Annotated in this window: 12 protein-coding genes; 3 read left to right on the top strand and 9 right to left on the bottom strand. The window is 71.5% G+C overall.

All coding sequences use genetic code 11. The features are described from left to right. Nucleotides 1-55: 55 nt before the first annotated feature. The 6 genes from EES42_RS29315 to EES42_RS29290 all read right to left on the bottom strand — a co-directional run bounded on the left by EES42_RS29315 (nt 56) and on the right by EES42_RS29290 (nt 6,211). On the bottom strand, nt 56-1,000 hold the full coding sequence (locus EES42_RS29315; RefSeq protein WP_164495360.1) for an ornithine cyclodeaminase family protein: 945 nt from the start codon (nt 998-1,000) through the stop codon (nt 56-58). After that, nucleotides 997-1,998 (bottom strand): proline racemase family protein, encoded by a 1,002-nt coding sequence (locus EES42_RS29310; RefSeq protein WP_124721283.1) that lies wholly within the window; start codon nt 1,996-1,998, stop codon nt 997-999. The genes EES42_RS29315 and EES42_RS29310 overlap by 4 nt, the downstream gene beginning before the upstream one ends. Before the next feature lie 132 nt (nt 1,999-2,130). Further along, a complete protein-coding gene (locus tag EES42_RS29305; protein ID WP_124721282.1) occupies nt 2,131-3,039 on the bottom strand; it encodes a dihydrodipicolinate synthase family protein in 909 nt (302 codons plus the stop codon). A 191-nt stretch (nt 3,040-3,230) separates the two neighbouring features. Continuing rightward, nucleotides 3,231-4,697, bottom strand: a complete 1,467-nt coding sequence (locus tag EES42_RS29300) for an FAD/NAD(P)-dependent oxidoreductase (protein ID WP_124721281.1) — start codon at nt 4,695-4,697, stop codon at nt 3,231-3,233. Further along, the gene (locus EES42_RS29295; protein WP_241196645.1) at nt 4,678-5,004 is read right to left on the bottom strand and encodes a (2Fe-2S)-binding protein; all 327 of its coding nucleotides are present in this window, start codon (nt 5,002-5,004) and stop codon (nt 4,678-4,680) included. Before EES42_RS29295 ends, EES42_RS29300 begins: the two co-directional genes overlap by 20 nt. Nucleotides 5,005-5,044: 40 nt before the next feature. Continuing rightward, a complete protein-coding gene (locus tag EES42_RS29290) occupies nt 5,045-6,211 on the bottom strand; it encodes an NAD(P)/FAD-dependent oxidoreductase (RefSeq protein ID WP_124721279.1) in 1,167 nt (388 codons plus the stop codon). Nucleotides 6,212-6,366: 155 nt separating this feature from the next. Between EES42_RS29290 and EES42_RS29285 the strand changes: the two genes are divergently transcribed. Next, entirely contained in the window at nt 6,367-9,486 is a 3,120-nt protein-coding gene (locus EES42_RS29285) for an alpha-mannosidase (RefSeq protein WP_124721570.1), read from the top strand. A 39-nt stretch (nt 9,487-9,525) separates the two neighbouring features. Here EES42_RS29285 and EES42_RS29280 read toward each other — a convergent pair whose 3' ends face one another. From EES42_RS29280 to EES42_RS29270, 3 genes are all read right to left on the bottom strand, one after another. Then, nucleotides 9,526-11,268: a pyruvate dehydrogenase gene (locus EES42_RS29280; RefSeq protein ID WP_124721278.1), complete on the bottom strand. Its 1,743-nt coding sequence runs from the start codon at nt 11,266-11,268 to the stop codon at nt 9,526-9,528. A 65-nt stretch (nt 11,269-11,333) separates the two neighbouring features. Next, entirely contained in the window at nt 11,334-13,001 is a 1,668-nt protein-coding gene (locus EES42_RS29275) for a protein phosphatase 2C domain-containing protein (protein ID WP_124721277.1), read from the bottom strand. Between the two features lie 127 nt (nt 13,002-13,128). Beyond that, entirely contained in the window at nt 13,129-16,899 is a 3,771-nt protein-coding gene (locus EES42_RS29270; RefSeq protein WP_124721276.1) for a S8 family peptidase, read from the bottom strand. Between the two features lie 210 nt (nt 16,900-17,109). Between EES42_RS29270 and EES42_RS29265 the strand changes: the two genes are divergently transcribed. Further along, nucleotides 17,110-18,099, top strand: coding sequence for a helix-turn-helix transcriptional regulator (locus tag EES42_RS29265; protein WP_124721275.1), 990 nt, complete (start codon nt 17,110-17,112; stop codon nt 18,097-18,099). A gap of 125 nt (nt 18,100-18,224) precedes the next feature. Next, nucleotides 18,225-18,707, top strand: coding sequence for a DUF456 domain-containing protein (locus EES42_RS29260; RefSeq protein WP_124721274.1), 483 nt, complete (start codon nt 18,225-18,227; stop codon nt 18,705-18,707). Nucleotides 18,708-18,895 lie beyond the last annotated feature (188 nt).

The raw sequence follows: 18,895 nt of genomic DNA, 5'->3' as shown, positions 1-18,895 counted from the left end.
ATACAATGGCACGATTCGGTCAGGGCCCATCGCTCCGAGGCTGTGGACAACTCGCTCAGGGCGCCGAATCACGGTGCACCGCGGCGGCGACGGCGAGGTCCTCCCAGCCCATTCCGACGCTCTTGAAGAACCGTGGCCCCTCGAAGCCGGCCGGCGCTCCGCCGGGAGCGCGTCCCGTCACCAGTTCGGCCAGGTTGGCGTGGATGTCCTCGGCCCGGAAGGCTCCCTCGGCCATCGGGATCAGCAGGTCACCCGCCTCCGACAACGCGGCCGACCGCGATTCGACGATGACGGCGGAGCGGGCCACCAGAGCGGTGTCGACCTCCCGGGCATCGGGGGTGTGCGAGCCGACCGCGACGACCGTCGCCCCGTCCGGCACCAGGGCACCGTCGAACAGCGGAGTGGCGGAGGTGGTGCAGCAGAGCACCAGATCGGCCGTGGCGACTTCAGCGTCGCCGGGCGCCTGCGCCGTACGGGCGTCCACGCCGAGGCGGCGGGCGTGCGCTGCCAGCGCTTCGGCCCGGTGCGCGGTGCGGCCGACCACGGTGACCCGTTCGACCTGACGTTCCGCGAGCACCGCGTCGAGGTGTCCGTAAGCCTGGGGTCCCGTACCGAAGAGCACCAGGTGGTGTACGACGGGGCCGGTGAGGTGGCGGATCGCCAGTGCGGACACGGCCGGGGTGCGCAGGGTGGTGAGCGCGGCCCCGTCCAGCAGGGCGAGCGGCAGCAGGGTGGGGCCGTCGAGCAGCAGATAGCTTCCGGTGATCCGGGGCAGGTCGCGGGACGGGTTGTCCGGGGCCACCCCGGCGATCTTCACGCCGGTCACCTGCTGTGTGGTGGCGGGCATGATCAGCAGCTCCCCACCGGGCACTGTGACATGGTGCCGGGCGGGGGCCGTCTCCGGATCCAGCCCCCCGCTCAGCGCCGCTTCCAGTGCGTCCACGGCTCCGGTGGGTCCCAGGGCCTGGATGTCGTCGGCGCCGAGCAGGGGGAGGTTCACAGCAGGAATCCTTCGGGGAAGGGGTCGGACGGGTTCAGGAAGAATTGTGCGGTACCGGTGATCCAGGCGCGGCCGGTGACGGTGGGGACGACGGCCGGCAGCCCGCCCACGGTGGTCTCCCGGACCAGACGTCCGGTGAACGAGGTGCCGATGAACGACTCGTTCACGAAGTCGGTGTCCAGGGGGAGTTCACCGCGTGCGTGCAGTTGCGCCATGCGTGCCGAGGTGCCGGTCCCGCAGGGTGAGCGGTCGAACCAGCCGGGATGGATGGCCATCGCGTGTCGGGAGTGGCGGGCGTCGGACCCGGGCGCGACGAACTGCACGTGCTTGAGGCCGTGGATGTCCGGGTCCTCGGGGTGGGCCGGCCGCTCGGTGGCGTTGACCGCGTCCATCAGGGCGAGCCCGGCGGCCAGGATGTCGTCCTTGCGCGCCCGGTCGAAGGGCAGCCCCAGGTCGGACAGCTGCACCATCGCGTAGAAGTTGCCGCCGTAGGCGAGGTCGTAGCGCAGCGTCCCGTAGCCGGGTACGTCCACCGTCCGGTCGAGCGCGACACTGAACGCCGGAACGTTGGTCAGGGTCACCCCGGTGGCCGCGCCGTCCTTCACCTGCACGTCGACGCTGACCAGCCCGGCCGGGGTGTCCAGCCGCACGGTGGTGACGGGTTCGGTGACCTCCACCATGCCGGTCTCCACCAGAACGGTCGCCACCCCGATGGTGCCGTGCCCGCACATCGGCAGATAGCCGGAGACCTCTATGAACAGCACGCCGTAGTCCGCGTCCGGCCGGGTGGGCGGCTGGAGGATCGCGCCGCTCATGGAGGCGTGGCCGCGCGGTTCGTACATGAGCAGGGTGCGCACGGCGTCCCGGTGCTGCTGGAAGTGGATGCGCCGCTCGGCCATCGTCGCACCGGGGATGGTGCCGATGCCTCCGGTGATGACTCGGGTGGGCATGCCCTCGGTGTGTGAGTCGACGGCATGGAAAATGTGACGTGTCTGCAAGGCTCCCCCTGGTTCGTCAGGTCGGACACGAAGAACACTGGAAACGTGCGGAACGGGTCTTGACGAAACGGGCCGGGCCGCGCACTCCGTCCGGCGTACGACGGCCCCGCCCGCTGCGACCGCGAGCCGGTCTCAGTGAAGGCCCCCGGCGAGTGCCTTCTCCGTCGCGGCACGTACGGCGGCCAGGTCGTCGGCGGGGAGGGGGAACCGCGGCGGCCGGGTACGGCCCCCGTGGCGCCCGACGACGTCCATGGACGCCTTGATGGCCTGGACGAACTCCGGCTTCGAGTCCCATCGAAGCAGCGGGTGCAGTTCCCGGTACAGCGGCAGGGCGGTTGCCATGTCACCGGTGACAGCGGCCTGGTACAACTCGACACAGCAGGACGGCAGCATGTTCGGGCAGCCCGCGATCCAGCCGACGGCCCCGGCGAGTGCCAGTTCCAGAAGTACGTCGTCGGCGCCCACCAGCACGTCGAGCCCGGGTGCCTGTTCGGCGATCTCGTAGGCCCGGCGGACGTCACCGCTGAACTCCTTGACGGCCACGATGCTGCCGTCCTGGTGGAGGCGGGCGAGCAGATCCGGCGTCAGGTCCACCTTGGTGTCGTACGGGTTGTTGTACGCGACGACCGGCACCCCGGCCTCGGCCACATCGGCGTAGTGGGCGCGCACCGCCGCCTCCTCGCAGCGGTACCCGTTGGGCGGCAGGAGCAGCACGGAGCCGGCGCCCGCCGCCGCGGCCTGTTCCGCCCAGCGCCTCGACTCCGCGCTGCCGTAGGCGGCGACGCCCGGCATGACGCGGTTGCCGTCGCCCGCGGCCTCGACGGCGACCCGGACCACCTGCTCGCGTTCGCTGTCGGTCAGGGTCTGGTACTCCCCCAACGAGCCGTTGGGCACCACTCCGTCGCAGCCCGCCTCGATGAGCTGCCGCACATGGTCGGCGTAGGCGTCGTAGTCGATGGTGCAGTCGTCGCGCAGGGTGATCGGGGTGGCGACCATGACCCCGTGCCAGGGGCGGGTGCGCGAGTCGGTGTTCGTCTGCATCGTGGCTCCTTGAGAGGTGTGACATGTCACGGTGTGGCGGAAACGCGGAACCGCGAAACCGCGAGAAATGCGAAACCGCGAGAACGCGAGAACGCAGAAGCGGAAGGGAACGCAGAAGCTGGAAGGAAGAACGCGGGGCAAGGCACAACGGTCGGCGCACAGAGCGCCCCTGGGAGCGGACCGGACGCGGCCTACCCGGGGCCGGACAGGTCGGCGAGGGTGGAGAGTTTCACGGGGCAGGCCAGCGGGCGCCGGTCGGGTCCGCCCGGCTCCTGTCCGCCGCCGTGCGCGGCGGCGAGTTCCCGGACGGCGAATCCGCACGTCCGGCCCTGGCACCACCCCATTCCGGCCCGGGTGAGCAGTTTGACGGTCCTGGTGTCACCGGCTCCCAGCTCCTCGCACGCGGTACGGATCCGGCCCGCGCCGACCTCTTCGCAGCGGCATACCTCCGTCCCGTCGGTCAGCCACTCGCGCCAGCCGGGCCCCGGCCGGTGCACGGCCCCCATCAGGTCGGCGAAGGCCCGCAGACGACGGCGGGAGCGGCGCAGCGCGACGGCCCTGCGCGCTTCCCGCCCCCGCACTCCGCCCCGTATCTCACGGACGACGGAAAGTGCCGCCAACTCGCCTTCACAGAGGGCGAGTTCGACGCCTCCGATGCCGCCGGACTCGCCGGCCGCCCACACCCCGGGGACGGTGGTCCTGAGCTGTTCGTCGAGGGTGACCGCGTGCGTGCCGTCGGGGCCGGGCCGTGTTCCGCAGCCGGCTGCCACGGCGAGGTCGAGCTGCGGCATCAGCCCGTGTCCCACGGCGAGCGCGTCGCAGGCGATCCGGCGGCCGGTCCCGGGGACGGGCCGCCACCGGCGGTCCACCCTGCTGACGGTCACCGCCTCCACCCGCTCGTCCCCGTGCACCTCGGTGACCGCCCGATGGCTCAGCACCCGCACCCGGGCACCGGCCAGCTCCGCCGCGAACCGGGCCCCTTCCGCCGCCTTGCCCGGGTTGGCCGCCAGCACCCGGGGAGCACGGGCGTACGCCCCGTAGCCGGCGGCCTCGACCAGCGCCGGGACCCGCGCCCCCGCGCGGGTCAGCGAGAGGGCGACCGCCTGGAGGAGCGGTCCGCTCCCCGCGACCACGATCCGGCTTCCCAGCAGCACCAGCCCCGACTTCAGCATGGCCTGGGCCCCCGCCGCGCCCACCACTCCGGGAAGTGTCCAGCCGGGAAAGGGCAGTTGGCGTTCGTGGGCGCCGGTCGCGAGGAGCATCCGGCGGGCCCGGACAGCGGTGCGGACCTCCTCGTCGGCCCCGGTGACCGCGTGCAGGATCCAGTCGCCGTCACCGGTTCGTTCGACCGTCCACACCTGGTGGCCGGTGAGGTGGCGGATCGTGCCGGTGTCGCGGTGTGCGGCCAGCCGGGCGGAGAGTTCGGTGAAGGTGGGCCAGTCGTGGTGCAGGGCCCCGGGCCGGGTGGCACCGAGTCCCTCGGCCGGGCTGCGGTAGTACTGCCCGCCGGGTGCGGCGGCCGCGTCCAGCAGGACCACGTCGAGTCCGTGGTCGGCAGCGGTGACGGCCGCGGCCAGGCCCGCCGGTCCGGCGCCCACCACGGCGAGTTCGACGCGGCCGGTCTCCCGCGTCCCCGGCTCATCGTTCGAGTTCGGCATGGCCGTCACCCTCCTGCGTCATCACCGTGTCGCCCGGCGCCGCGGGCAGCAGGCAGGCTCGCTGGTTGGGCCGGCCGTTGACGGTGGCCAGGCAGTCGTAGCAGGCGCCGATCCCGCAGAAGGCCCCTCGCGGCCGGCCGTGCACCCGGGTGGTGCGCCAGGTCAGGATGCCCGCCGACCAGAGTGCGGCGGCGATGGTCTGGCCCGGCAGTGCGCGGACCGGGCGGCCGTCGAAGGTGAGCTGGAACTCCGTCTCGGGCGCGGCCCCGACGAGTTCGGCGGGGGTACGTGCGCGGGTGCGTCTCACTGGTTCCTCTCCTGGGGCGCGGGCGCCCCGCTCTCCACCGTCATGTGACATGGCATGTGGCATCGAACCGGTCCGGGGCGAAGGGTCCGAGATCGAGCGCGGGCCGCTCTCCCCGGATCGCGTCGGCGATGAGCAGTCCGGTCGCGGGCGCCAGCCCGATCCCGGCACCCTCGTGGCCGCAGGCGTGGAAGAGCCCCGGCACCCGTGGGTCCGGTCCGATCGCCGGGAGGTGATCGGGCAGGTAGGGGCGGAATCCGTGGTAGGCGCGCATCACCCGTACGTCGGCGAGCGCGGGAAAGAGCGCGGCGGCGCCCGCCGCCAGGCGGGAGATCACCGCGACGGACAAGGTCCGGTCGAAGCCGACCCGTTCGCGGCTGGCCCCGATGAGCACCGGCCCCGCGGGCGTTCCCTCCACGACGGGCGAGGTCTGGAGCGCCGCGGACCCGCTCGACACGTCGGCCACGTACTCCGCGGCATAGACCTTGTGCCGGATCAGCCGGGGCAGCGGTTCGGTGACCAGGACGAACCCTCGGCGTGGCAGGACCGGCAGGTTCACCCCGGCCAGCGCGGCCAGGTCGCCGCCCCAGGTACCCGCCGCGTTGACCACGACGGGGGCGTGCAGTTCGCCCCGCGCCGTGCGTACCCCGCGTACGGCGCCCTTCCCGTCCCGGAGGATCCCGGCCACCTCCTCCCCCGGGCGCACCAGCGCACCCGCCCTCGTAGCGGCGCTCAGCAACTCGGCTGCCGCCAGGGCCGGTTGGACCTGGGCGTCCTGCGGGTAGTGGCAGCCACCGGACAGGTCCGGTGCGAGGTGGGGCTCGATGTCGCGGAGCCGGTCGGATGTGACGTGGTACGCCTCGACACCCGCCGCCCGCTGGGCATCGGCGGTGGCGGTCAGGGCGGCCAGGGAGTTCTCGGACGCCGCGACGACCACACCACCCTTGAGTTCGTACTCGATGCCCTTGGGTAGTTCCTCGGACAGTTGCCGCCACAAGGAGGCGGAGAGCAGGGCGAGTTCGAGCTCCGGTCCGGGCACTTTGTCGGAGACCAGGAGGTTGCCCTCGCCGGTTCCGGTGGTACCGCCGGCCACCGGCCCTCGGTCGACGACGGCTACGGAGAGTCCGGACCGGGAGGTGTAGTAGGCGCAGGCGGCGCCGACCATTCCGGCCCCGACGATGACGACATCCAGGGGGCGTCTCGTGAGCACGACAGTAATATGTCACATTGCTCAAGGGTCGCCAAGGGTGCGCACAGGGCCAGTTGATCAACCATCACTCCCCCGCACCGCTCGCAGGGGTGCCGGATCGGCCGCCGGGGAAGTGGAGCCATGAACCCCGCAGGCGCCGACCGTTTGGAGCCGTGATGCACGACGACCGCACCCTGGTGGAGGACCGCCTCGAACGAGCCCTTCACCAGTTCATCCGCCCCGCCCAGTACTCGGCCCGCACGCCGCTCGCGCTCTCCGTCCGGCACATCCCCGGTGAGCCCGTTCCGGTGGCACGGGTCCTCCAGGAACCGTTCGAGCCGTTCCGTGCCGGCACCGAGTGGGGGAAGCCCTGGTCCACCAGCTGGTTCCGGCTGGAGGGGACCGTGCCGTCGGAGTGGGCGGGGTGCCGGGCCGAGGTCGTCGTGGATCCCGGCTTCTCCGGCCAGGGGCCGGGGTTCCAGGCCGAGGGCATGCTGTACGACACCAGCGGCGTCCCGCTCAAGGGCATCCATCCGCGCAATCGCCATCTGACGGTGGCCGCCCCGGCGGCGGGCGGCGAGCCGGTCGCGCTGCTGCTGGAGGCGGCGGCCAACCCCGCCGTACTGGAACACGGCTTCGCGCCGACACCGCTCGGGGACGTGCGGACGGCGGGCGACCGGCCGCTGTACCGGTTCGCCTCCGCGGACCTGGCGGTGCTGGACGAGGAGGTCTGGCATCTGGTCCTGGACATCGAGGTGCTCTCCGAACTGATGCGGGAACTCCCCGTCGAACGCTCCCGGCGGCACGAGATCCTGCGCGCTCTGGAACGCATGCTGGACGCGCTGGATCTGCACGACGTGGCGGGAACGGCGCGGGCCGGCCGGGAGCAGCTGGCCGAAGTGCTGTCCCGTCCGGCCGAGGCGAGCGCGCACCGGATCTCGGCCGCCGGTCATGCGCACATCGACTCGGCGTGGCTGTGGCCGCTGCGCGAGACGGTGCGCAAGGCGTCGCGCACCTTCGCCAATGTCACCGCGCTGGCCCGGGACTATCCGGAGCTGGTCTTCGCGGCCTCGCAGGCCCAGCAGTACGCCTGGGTGAAGGAGCACCAGCCGCACATCTGGGAGCGCATCAAGCAGGCCGTGGCCGAGGGACAGTGGGCGCCCGTCGGGTCGATGTGGGTGGAGTCCGATGCCAATATGCCCGGTGGCGAGGCACTGGCCCGGCAGCTCGTGCACGGCAAGCGGTTCTTCCGGCAGGAGCTGGGAGTGGAGACCGAGGAGATCTGGCTGCCGGACACCTTCGGCTACACGGCGGCCTTCCCGCAGCTGGCCCGGCTCGCAGGGGTGAAATGGTTCCTGACGCAGAAGCTGTCCTGGAACCAGAGCAATAAAATGCCACATCACACCTTCTGGTGGGAGGGCATCGACGGGACCAGGGTCTTCACCCATTTCCCGCCCGTGGACACCTACAACGCGCAGTTCCACGGCAGCGAACTCGCCCATGCCGAACGGAACTTCGCGGAGAAGGGACCGGCCACCCGCTCCCTCGTCCCGTTCGGCTGGGGTGACGGCGGGGGCGGCCCCACCCGCGAGATGCTGGAGAAGGCGCGCCGGCTCCGGAACCTGGAGGGCTCCCCCAGGGTCACCATCGAGCGGCCGGCGGCGTTCTTCGCGGCGGCCGAGGAGGAGTACGGGGCACAGGCTCCGGTCTGGTCGGGCGAGCTGTACCTGGAACTGCACCGGGCCACGTACACCACCCAGGCCAAGACCAAACAGGGCAACCGACGCAGCGAACACCTGCTCCGCGAGGCCGAGTTGTGGGCGACGACGGCAGCCCTGCGCAGCCCCGGACACCGCTACCACTACCCGTACGAGGCGTTGGACCGGCTGTGGAAGACGGTCCTGCTGCACCAGTTCCATGACATCCTGCCCGGCTCGTCGATCGCCTGGGTGCACCGCGAGGCCCGCGAGACCTACGAGCGGGTGCGAGCGGAACTGGCGGATCTGGTGGCGGACGCGGTGGCCGCACTGCGCGGGGCCAAGGGGCTGGTGGCGCTCAACTCGTCCCCGTACCACCGCCGCCAGGTGGTCGAGCTGGACCAGGAGGCGAGCGCGGTGCTGCCGTCCGGCGCGCAGGTGCAGCACCTGGCCGGCGGCCGTACGGTGGTGCCCGCCGACGCACCAGGGCTCGGCACGGGTCCGCTGAACGGCTCGGCGGCGCCGGAGCACCCCGTCTCCGCGACCGGTTCCGCGGACGGGGGTCTCGTGCTCGACAACGGGCTGCTGCGGTTGGTGGTCGACGCCGACGGGCTGATCGCCGCCGTCCGCGACCTCGGCGCGGGGCGGGACGTCCTCGTCCCCGGCCACCGGGCCAACCTTCTCCAACTGCACCCGGACCACCCCAACCACTGGGACGCCTGGGACATCGACCGGCACTACCGCCGCACCCGGACCGATCTCACCGATGCCGACTCCGTCGAGCTGGTGGAGGAAGGGCCGTTGCGGGCCGCGGTCCGCGTCCGGCGGTCCTTCGGGCAGTCACATGTCACACAGGAGATCCGGCTGAGCGCCGGCAGCCGTCGGATCGACATCGGTACCGAGGTCGACTGGCGGGAGTCGGAGAAGGTCCTCAAGGCGGCTTTCCCGCTCGATGTGCACGCCGAACGGTCCACCTCCGAGATCCAGTTCGGCCATGTCCACCGCCCCACGCACGACAACACCGGCTGGGACGCCGCCCGTTTCGAGATCTGCGCCCACCGCTGGCTGCGGGTCGCCGAGCCGGGGTACGGCGTGACATTGCTCAACGACTCGACGTACGGACACGACGTGACCCGGACCCCCCACCCTTCGGGCCTCGGCACGACCGTACGGCTGACGCTGCTGCGCGCCCCGCACAGCCCCGCCCCGGAGACCGACCTCGGCCGGCACCGGTTCAGGTACGCGCTGGCGCCGGGCGGCGGGATCACCGACGCGGTACGCGAGGGGCTCGCGCTCAATCTGCCACTGCGGGCGGCGGTGGCGCCGGTACTGCCTTCGTTGGTCGACACCGGGCATCCGGCGGTCACGGTGGAGTCGGTGAAGCTCGCCGAGGACCGCGGCGGCGATGTGATCGTGCGGCTCTACGAGTCGGCGGGCGGCCGCGCCGGCACCACACTGCGGGTCGGGTTCCCCGTCGTGCGGGCCCAGGTCACCGACCTGCTGGAACGGCCGTTGCACGATGCGGACACCGACGAGCACGGTCTCGTACTGTCGCTTCGGCCGTTCCAGATCCTGACGCTGCGCCTGACCCCGGCGTGACGGTTGCCGGACACCGGCCCGCCCTGTCCCGGGCCTCGCTCAGGGGCGGGGCACGTTGCGCAGGTTGGAGCGGGCCATCTGGACCATCCGGCCCACTCCCCCGTCCAGCACGATCTTGCTGGCGGAGAGCGCGAAGCCGGTCACCATCTCGGCGCTGATCTTCGGCGGGATGGAGAGGGCGTTGGGGTCGGTGACGACATCGACGAGTGCGGGGCCCTTGTGCTTGAAGGCTTCCTTGAGGGCACCTTCGAGCTGCTTGGGCTTCTCCACCCGCACGCCGTACGCCCCGCACGCTCGGGCGACCGCGGCGAAGTCCGGGTTCTTGTTGGCCGTACCGAACGACGGCAGGCCCGCGACCAGCATCTCCAGCTCGACCATGCCGAGCGAGGAGTTGTTGAACAGCACGACCTTCACCGGCAGGTCGTACTGCACCAGGGTCAGGAAGTCGCCCATCAGCATGGTGAATCCGCCGTCGCCGGACATCGAGACCACCTGGCGGTTCCGGTCGGTGAACTGGGCGCCGATGGCCTGCGGGAGTGCGTTGGCCATCGAGCCGTGGCTGAACGATCCGATGACGCGGCGCTTGCCGTTGGGGGTGAGGTATCGCGCGGCCCACACATTGCACATTCCGGTGTCGACGGTGAACACGGCGTCGTCGTCGGCCAGTTCGTCCAGCACCGATGCGACGTACTCCGGATGGATCGGGATGTGCTTCTCGACCTTGCGGGTGTACGCCTTGACCACGCCCTCCAGTGCCTCGGCGTGCTTCTTCAGCATCCGGTCGAGGAACTTGCGGTCGGTCTTCTCCTTCACCTGCGGCGTCAGACAGCGCAGGGTCTCGCGGACATCGCCCCAGACCGCCAGATCCAGCTTGGAGCGGCGGCCCAGGTGCTCGGGGCGCACATCGACCTGGACGATCTTCACATCGGTCGGGAGGAAGGCGTTGTACGGGAAGTCGGTGCCGAGCAGGATCAGGAGGTCGCACTCGTTGGTCGCCTCGTAGGCGGCGCCGTAGCCGAGCAGACCGCTCATGCCGACGTCGTACGGGTTGTCGTACTGGATCCACTCCTTGCCGCGCAGCGCGTGCCCGACCGGGGACTTCACCCGTTCGGCGAACTCCATCACCTCGGCGTGGGCACCCGCCGTGCCACTGCCGCAGAACAATGTCACACGCTTCGCCTCGTCGACCATCCGGCGGAGCTTGTCGATCTCCTCGTCGCCGGGCCGGACCGTCGGCCGTGAGGTGACCAGCGCGTGCTCGATGGACTTCTCCGGGGCCGGCTGCGATGCAATGTCACCCGGCATCGTGACGACGCTGACCCCGCCCCGCCCGATCGCGTGCTGGATGGCGGTCTGGAGCAGCCGGGGCATCTGCTGCGGGTTGGAGATCATCTCGTTGTAGTGGCTGCACTCCTGGAAGAGCAGTTCCGGGTGGGTCTCCTGGAAGTAGCCGAGTCCGATCTCGCTCGACGGGATGTGCGAGGCGAGGGCGAGCACCGGGGCCATGGAGCGGTGCGCGTCGTAGAGGCCGTTGATGAGGTGCAGATTGCCGGGGCCGCAGGATCCCGCGCAGGCCGCCAGCGAGCCCGTGACCTGGGCCTCCGCGCCGGCGGCGAAAGCGGCGGTCTCCTCGTGCCTGACCTGGATCCAGTCGATGGCCCGGTTGCGGCGGATGGCGTCGACGACCGGGTTGAGGCTGTCGCCCACGACACCGTACATACGCCTGACGCCCGCCCGGACGAGGATGTCGACGAACTGCTCCGACACATTCTGCTTGGCCATGGGTGCGTACCCTTTCCGCGCTTCGGCTTCCGGACTCCGCATCCATCAACCCATGGCGCACGCGGTTACGCCTCCCAGACGCCCACACCCGTACGGTCGTCGGAGTACCCCTTCACCCGGAGCTGGATGTCCGCGAGGAAGGCCACGAGCCCAGGCGCCTCCTCGGTCGTCCAGCGTGCGGCGAGCTCCTCGGCCAGGGCGGGCTCGCCGCGCATCGGTTCGGCCAGCCCGGGACCGCACAGCAGCAGGGCGTCTCCCGTCCGGGCCACGGAGCCCCGGAAGCGGAACGGTTCTGCGGGCGGGTCGGCAGGATCGGCCGGTTCGGGCGGTTCGGGTGAGGACTCGGCTTTCCCGGCGTCCCCGACTGCCGGGATCTCCGGTTCGAGGTCGTGCCAGACTCCGTCGCGCAGCCGGAAGAGGCCACCGGCCCCGACGCCGAAGAAGACCCGTGTACGGCAGTCCGGATCCGCCGGCAGCAGGAGGCAGCGCAGCCCCGCCGTGTACTGCTGCGGCTCCACCCCCAGCTCGGCGGCACGGGCACGCAGCTTGCCGTACGTGCGGTCGGTGAGGCGGTTCAGCCCGGACTTGAGGTCCCCGCGGCGGCCCGCCCTTATGTCCTCGGAGAGCCGGGCGTGGCTGCGGCCGACCGCTGCGCCGATCCAGCGGCAGGCGTCGGCCGCCGCCAGGTGTGCCGAGTCGGCGGCGCGGGCCCCGGTGGCGACGGCGACCAGGACCAGGGCGCGTTCGTCGGTGCCGAAGCGCGCCGTGAGCAGCGCGTCGCGGCGGGGTTCGCCGCGGAACCGCGCGGAGTCCCCGCGCACGGAGGCGGCGCGCAGGGTGTACGTGCCGTAGCGGGCACCGTCGAGCACGGTGTCGGCGACCAGGCCGTCCAGCTCCTGCGGGACGGCTGCGGGCAGCGCGGTGGGCTCGGGGTCGTAGGTGGGCGGCCGGTCACCCACATGGCCGATCACGGGACGGACAGCGGGGCCGGATTCGCGCTCCGCCTCCTGCGCGGGTGTGACAGATGCGATGGATATGACAGATGCGTCGGGTGTGATGGGCGCGGCAGCGGGTGGCGGTGGGGCGGAGGGCTTCTGGGCCACCGGCCGCTTGGGCAGAGGCGGCACCGAAGGCGGAGGCGGCGCGGCCGGCGGCCGCTCCACGGCCTGCACAGGCTCGGTCTCAGGCACAGGCTGACGCGGAAGCGAAGGCGGAAGCGAAGGCAGCGGCGGTTCCACGGGAATCGGCGGGGCGGCGAAGGTACGCGGCCGCGTCGGGCCGGCCGTGGCCACCCCCGGCCCGCCCACGGTCGCGGCAGGCGGCTCCCACGGAGCGCGCTCCCGCAAGGTCTCCTCCCGCACCGGCCGGGACACCACCACCGGATCCACCTCGGGCATCACCTCGGAAGGCGTCCCCGCACCCCCGCCGGCTCCACCAACGGACCCGCTGCCGAACCCACCATCGGCTCCACCGACGTACCCACCGACGTACCCTCCATCGGGCCCACCATCAAACCCCTCTCCTGAAGCCCCGCCCCCGGCCCCACCTCCGCCCTCGACCCCGCCCCCGACCGGACTCACCGCGCCCGGACTCACCGCGTCCGATGCCGAGTCGAAGCGGTCGTCGAGACTGTCGGCCGCGTCGCTCGTCCCGGTGTCCCGGGCGTTCTCGTCGTACAGCCTGCGCCACCAGTCGTCCTCGTTGGCGGCGGGTTTCTCCCCCTGCTGACTCATGTCCTTATTGTCGACCGCGAGGGCCGTACGAAAACGGGTCATCCGGAAATAGTGGCCGCGAACATGGGTCCGCCGGGCGGCCCCACCCCCCACGGGAAGGACGCCCGGCGGACCGGTCAGTTCGTGATCAACGCACGGCGTACGCGTCGTTCACGGTCTGGATGACGGAGTTGCCGTTGGCGTCCGTCAGTTCGGTCTTCAGGGTGACCGGCTTGCCGGCCGCGCCCGCGTGGTTCACGGTCGCGGTCCAACGGCCGCCCTGCTGTGCGGTGGTGGCGTCGTTCCAGGTCTCCCCGCCGTCGTACGAGTACGAGACCTTGGCGGCGACCAGCTTGCCGGGCGTGTAGCCGGCGTGGCCGCTGACGCTCAGGCCGATCTTCTGACCGTCCTTCGCCGCGAGGGTCTTGAGCCCGTCCGTGTCCAGGTCGTAGCCCGGGAAGAGCAGCGGGATCCCCTGGGAGTAGACGTTCTCGTCCCGCTTCGAACGGAACTTCCAGGTGGTCTCGGTGCGGGTGGACCGCTTCCAGACGGCGGCGGGCTGTCCGGTCCTCGTGGTCATCATGGTGAGCTCGTACGCGGCGTCCTCCGCCGGGACGGTGAACACCCCGGACGGCCAGCCGGTCTCGTCGATCACCTTGCCACCGCTGCTCAGGCGCATGTTGCCCATGTCACCGAAGGAGCCCTGGAGACCGGCGTGCTCGCTGTCGCTCCAGAAGCCCGGGGCGACGCCGATCAGGTTGTCCTGACGCTCGGCGGCGAGCTGGAGCTTGCCGGCGGCGTCGCGCGGGGCGGCGGGGGCCGGGATGCCCCGGTACCAGTTCTCCGTGCGCTTCGAGCCCGCCTTGTAGGTGCGCGGCTGGTCGACCATCAGCTCGCCCCAGGGGAAGCTGGAGGAGAGGTACCGCACCCAGGCGGTGTCGCCCGCCGAGTAGTACTCGGTGCGCTTGCTGGGGGCGGCGACCACGTCGCTGACCGCGGAGAAGGCACCGCCGTACGGCCGGTTGATGATCATCGTGTCGACGTAGTCGGCAGCGACGCCCATCGCCTCGTAGTTGGCGGTGACCTTGCCGAGCTTGGTGTCGCGGACCTTGTAGGTGCGGTCCGAGGTGACCGGGCCGGTCTCGGGGAACGCCAGGTTGTAGACGAACGGGCTGACGGCGGTGGCCTTCCAGCGCAGCTTGACCGGGCCGTCGGCCAGGGCGGCCTTCAGCGCTGCGGCTTCGTCGGCCTCGATGCCGAGCGCGGGCACCGGCGCCTGGGCGTAGCCGACGGACGCGTGCCACGGTCCCGCGGAGGGGCGGTGGGCGATGACGGCCTTCGCGCCCGCGGCCTTGGCGTCGCGGGCCTGGACGTACACGTTGCTGTTGTCGTCACCGACCTCGACCAGGGCGATCTTTCCGGCGACGCCCGCGGCCTTCAGCTCGTCGGGGGTACCCGTGCCGGCGTCGACGAGTGCGGCCTCGCCCGTACCGTCGAGGTTGACGGAACCGGTGCTCGCCGTACGCGGGTGCAGTTCGGCGCCGCCGACGACCGACAGCTTCTCGATCTGCGGGGCGTACGCGCGCCAGAAGCTGCCGAACTCGAAGTCGCCGTCGTTCGCCCGGCCCTGCACGTCGGCCAGGTAGTTCTCGACGTCGGAACCGGCGGTGATGGAGCCCGAGTGCAGCCAGACATCGTCCCAGCTGCGGCCGAACGCGAGCGTCGTGGAACGGTTCTCGGAGGCGCGGTCCTCGGTCTTCACCTGGATGCGGTGGGCCTTGCGGGCGTCCAGGACCACGGTGGTGTCCTTGGTGACGTTCAGCTGCGGCCGCGCGAGGTAGGCGACGGACTCCTCCAGACCGCCTGTGACGTCCTTCGGGTCGGACGTGGTGACGAAGCTGGACACGAAGTACGCCCCGGGGCGCACCTGGTAGACCTGGTCGGTGGCACCCTCGTTGAAACGGCGCTCGCCGCTGGCGTCGTCGGTGCCGATGAGGTCCAGCGAGGAGGAGCCGGCGGCGGGCTTGCCGGCACGGTCGACGAGCTTGACCCGCAGGGTGACGGTCTCGGCCCCGACGTACAGCGAGAACGGGGTGGAGACCTTGGCGCCGCCGGGGCCGGTGGCCAGCACGCGTCCGGTGACGTCACCGTACTGGGCGGCCTTCAGCTTCGCCGTCGGGTCGATCTGCAGCGGGACCTTGACGGTGGCTCCGGCCGGGACCGTGACGGTGCTCGCGTCGAGCTTCGCCACCGAGGAGCGGACGGCCGAGCCGTCGTTGCCGGTGACGCCCTGGACCTTCAGCGACAGCTTCACCGGCTTGGTGCCGGAGTTGGTGTACGGGACGTCGACCGTGGTGCGGTCGGACCGGTCCTGCGGCCAGTTGAAGGTGCCGCCCTGGACGGCGGGGGCGCCGACGACGGTGGTGTCGATGGCGGCCTTGACGTCGAGGCGGCCGCCGCCGGTCTCGCGTACGTCACCGGGGATGTCGCTCTTCGCGGACGAAACGAGGGCCGCCTTGATCTGCTGGGCGGTCCAGTCCGGGTGACGCTGCTTCACGATGGCCGCGGCGCCCGCGACATGCGGGGTGGCCATCGACGTACCGGACATCGACTGGTACGCGTAGAGGCCGCGGCCACCTGCCGCGGCGGCCGAGATGTTGACACCGGGGGCGGTGATCTCGGGCTTGAGGGTGTGCGATCCGATCACGGGGCCGCGGCTGGAGAACCGGGCCGTGGTGTCGTCGCGGTCGACGGCGCCGACGGTCAGCACGCTCGGGGCGCAGCCGGGCGAGGAGACGGTGTTCAGCGTCGGGCCCGCGTTGCCGGCCGCGATCACGAACAAGGTGCCCTTGTTCTGCGCGAGTTCCTCGGCGGCGACGCTCATCGGGTCGGTGCAGTCGGTCGGTTCCGGGCTGCCGAGGCTCATGGAGACGACGTCGGCCTTCTGGTCGACAGCCCACTGCATGCCGGCGATGATCCAGGACTCGGCGCCGGAGCCGCTGTCGTTGAGGACCTTGCCCGCGAGCAGGTCGGCGCCGGGGGCGACGCCCTTCTTCTTGCCTCCGCTGGCCGCGCCGGTGCCGCCGACGGTGGAGATGGTGTGGGTGCCGTGACCCTGCCGGTCGTCGGTGGAGTCGGAGTCGGTGAAGTTCTCCGAGGCGGCGACCCGGCCCTTGAGGTCGGGGTGTTCGGCGTCGACACCGGTGTCCAGGACGGCGACCTTGGTGCCCTTGCCGTCGTATCCGGCGGCCCAGGCGAGGTCGGCACCGACCTGCTTGGTCGACTTGTCGAGGGTGGCCTGAACCTTGCGGTCGAGCCAGAGCTTCTTCATGCCGGAGGCCGAGAAGGAGCGGGCGCCGCGGGTGACGTCCGCCCAGAAGTCGGCGGCCTTCTCCTTGTCCGCCTTGAGCGCGACACCGTCGATGGCGTCGAGCGCGAGTCCGCGCTTCGCGCCGCGCGGGGTGGCGAACGTGGAGCGGGCCCGGTCCTTGCCGTAGACCGCGATCAGCGGCAGCGACTTGGTGTGCCCGTCGTCGTAGCCCTGCCGGATGAGGCCGGTGACGTTGAAGAGTTCCTCGTCGACCTTGCCCGCGGCCAGCGCGGCGACGGCGGTGTCGGGGTAGGCGTAGAGGTTCTTGCCCGACTGCCTGGTCTGGAGGAGCGGTACGGTCCCGTCCTCGCGGGGCAGTGCGGTGACCGACGCGGCCCCCGAACTGTCCGTGCTCACCAGGACCTTGTCGCCGGTCACCAGCGTCACGGTGACGGGCTCGGCCTGCTTGGCGTCGGCGGCGGCGCTGCCGGTCAGTGGTCTCTTCCCCGTCGCCTCGTCCTGCGGCTGTGCCGCGGACGGTGCGATCGCGGTGACGGCCAGGACGGCGGCGGTGGCCGCCCCCAGTGCCGTGCGCGATATCGGACGCATCGCTCTCCCCAAATGAATCCGGAACCAATCCGCGCAAACCGCAGTCTTCCGGAGGTTGTTGGTACTTCGGTGGCGCCACATTGGCAGAGCGACGAGCGATAAAGGGATGATGTACACGGCGGGTTTACGCCGTGGCCGCTTTCCGCCATGGACGGACGCCCGGCGACAGCGACATCGTGCGGAATCGATCCGTCCGGGAGGGGTCCGGGGATGCTGGGAGCCATAGGGCTCGACGAGATACAGGAGTCGGCGTACCGAGCGCTCGTGGCGGTGGGGGCCGCGGAGGTCGCCGACCTCGCGCACCGGCTGGCGCTTCCGGAGCCGGACACCGAGCGGGCCCTGCGCAGACTGGAGCAGCACGGTCTGGCCGCGCAGGCGTCGGCGCGCACGGGGCGTTGGGTGGCGGCTCCGCCGGGTGTGGCGCTCGGGGCGCTGCTGACCCAGCAGCGCCATGAGCTGGAGCAGGCGGAGCTGGCGGCGGCGTTGCTCGCCGAGGAGTACCGGGCGGAGGCTGCCGAGCCGGCCGTGCACGATCTGGTCGAGGTGGTGACCGGGGCGAGCGCGGTCTCGCACCGCTTCCACCAGTTGCAGCTCGGTGCGGCGAGCGAGGTGTGCGCCCTGGTCACCGGGAAGCCGATCGCGGTCAGCGGGATGGAGAACGAGGCGGAGGAGCGGGCCGCGACGCGCGGGGTGTCCTACCGGGTGGTGGTCGAGCGCGAGCTGCTCTCGCTGCCGTCCGGGATCATGGAGCTGTCGGCGGCGCTGAGCCGGGACGAGCAGTGCCGGGTGATCGACCGGGTGCCGACCAAGCTGGTCGTCGCCGACGGCTCGCTGGCGATGGTGCCGCTGACCGGACGCGGCGCCGAGCCCGCCGCGCTGGTGGTCCATGCCTCCGGGCTGCTGGAGTCGCTGATGGGGCTCTTCGAGGCGGTGTGGCGCGAGGCGATGCCGCTCAGACTGGGCGAGAGCAATCAGCCCCAGGACGCGGCGACGGGGCCCGATCCGACGGATCTGGAGATCCTGTCGCTGCTGCTGGCCGGACTGACGGACGCGAGCGTGGCGAAACAGCTGGAGCTGGGGCTGCGGACCGTACAGCGACGGGTGAAGGGCCTGATGGAGCTGACCGGCGTGTCGACCCGGCTGCAGCTGGGCTGGCACGCCTACGAGCGGGGCTGGGTCGCCCGCACCCCACGGTTCTGAACGGTCCGGCACAGCGGCCGGCTGCGCAGCGCTACCGCTCCGACACAGCCCTGAGCTGCGCCGACGGCCGCTGCCCCCGGGTGCGCTGACGGGCGGGACCGGCCGGACTCCGGCAGGCTGGTGAGATGAGTGTGTGGCAACTCGTCGCCGTCGGCCTCGTCATGCTCCTCGGCCTGCTGGGCGTGCTGGTGCCGGGGGCGCCCGGGCAGGCGATCGTCTGGGCCGCCGTGCTGTGGTGGGCGCTGACCGACATGACGCCGGTCGCCTGGGGCGTACTCATCGGAGCCACCGCGCTGCTGGTGTTGAACCAGGCGCTGAAGCCGCTGCTGCCGCCGCGCCGCCCGCGCGAGACGGGGGCGCCGCGCAAGACCCTGATGCTCGGCGGAATCGGCGCGATCGTGGGCTTCTTCGTGGTGCCGGTGATCGGTGCGGTCGCCGGATACGTGGGGACCATCTACGGGGCGGAGCGGCTGCGGCTCGGCAGCCACGGGGCGGGGTGGACATCGGTGCGCTCGGTGATGCGGGCGACCGGCTATTCGGTACTCGTCGAGCTCTTCGCGTGTCTGCTGGTGGCGGGAGCCTGGCTCGGCGCGGTGATCTGGGGCTGATCACCTCCCGCCCTGGCGACATCCCGCTGGACGGTGTCCAGATACTCAGAAACACATCGGATCTCTCCTGCTCCATTGACGCAGCAATGGCCCGCGCCTACCTTCCCTGAGGGAATAGCTCGGATGAATTGAAGCGCCTGCGTACGAGTCGCCAGGAGAAGCCTTGTCCACAGCACCGGACCCCTCCC

This window comes from Streptomyces sp. ADI95-17, from assembly GCF_003846175.1.
GTDB classification, from domain to species: Bacteria; Actinomycetota; Actinomycetes; order Streptomycetales; family Streptomycetaceae; genus Streptomyces; species Streptomyces sanglieri.
The sequence above is the reverse complement of the archived record's forward strand: the minus strand, read 5'-3'. Positions and strand labels throughout refer to the sequence as shown.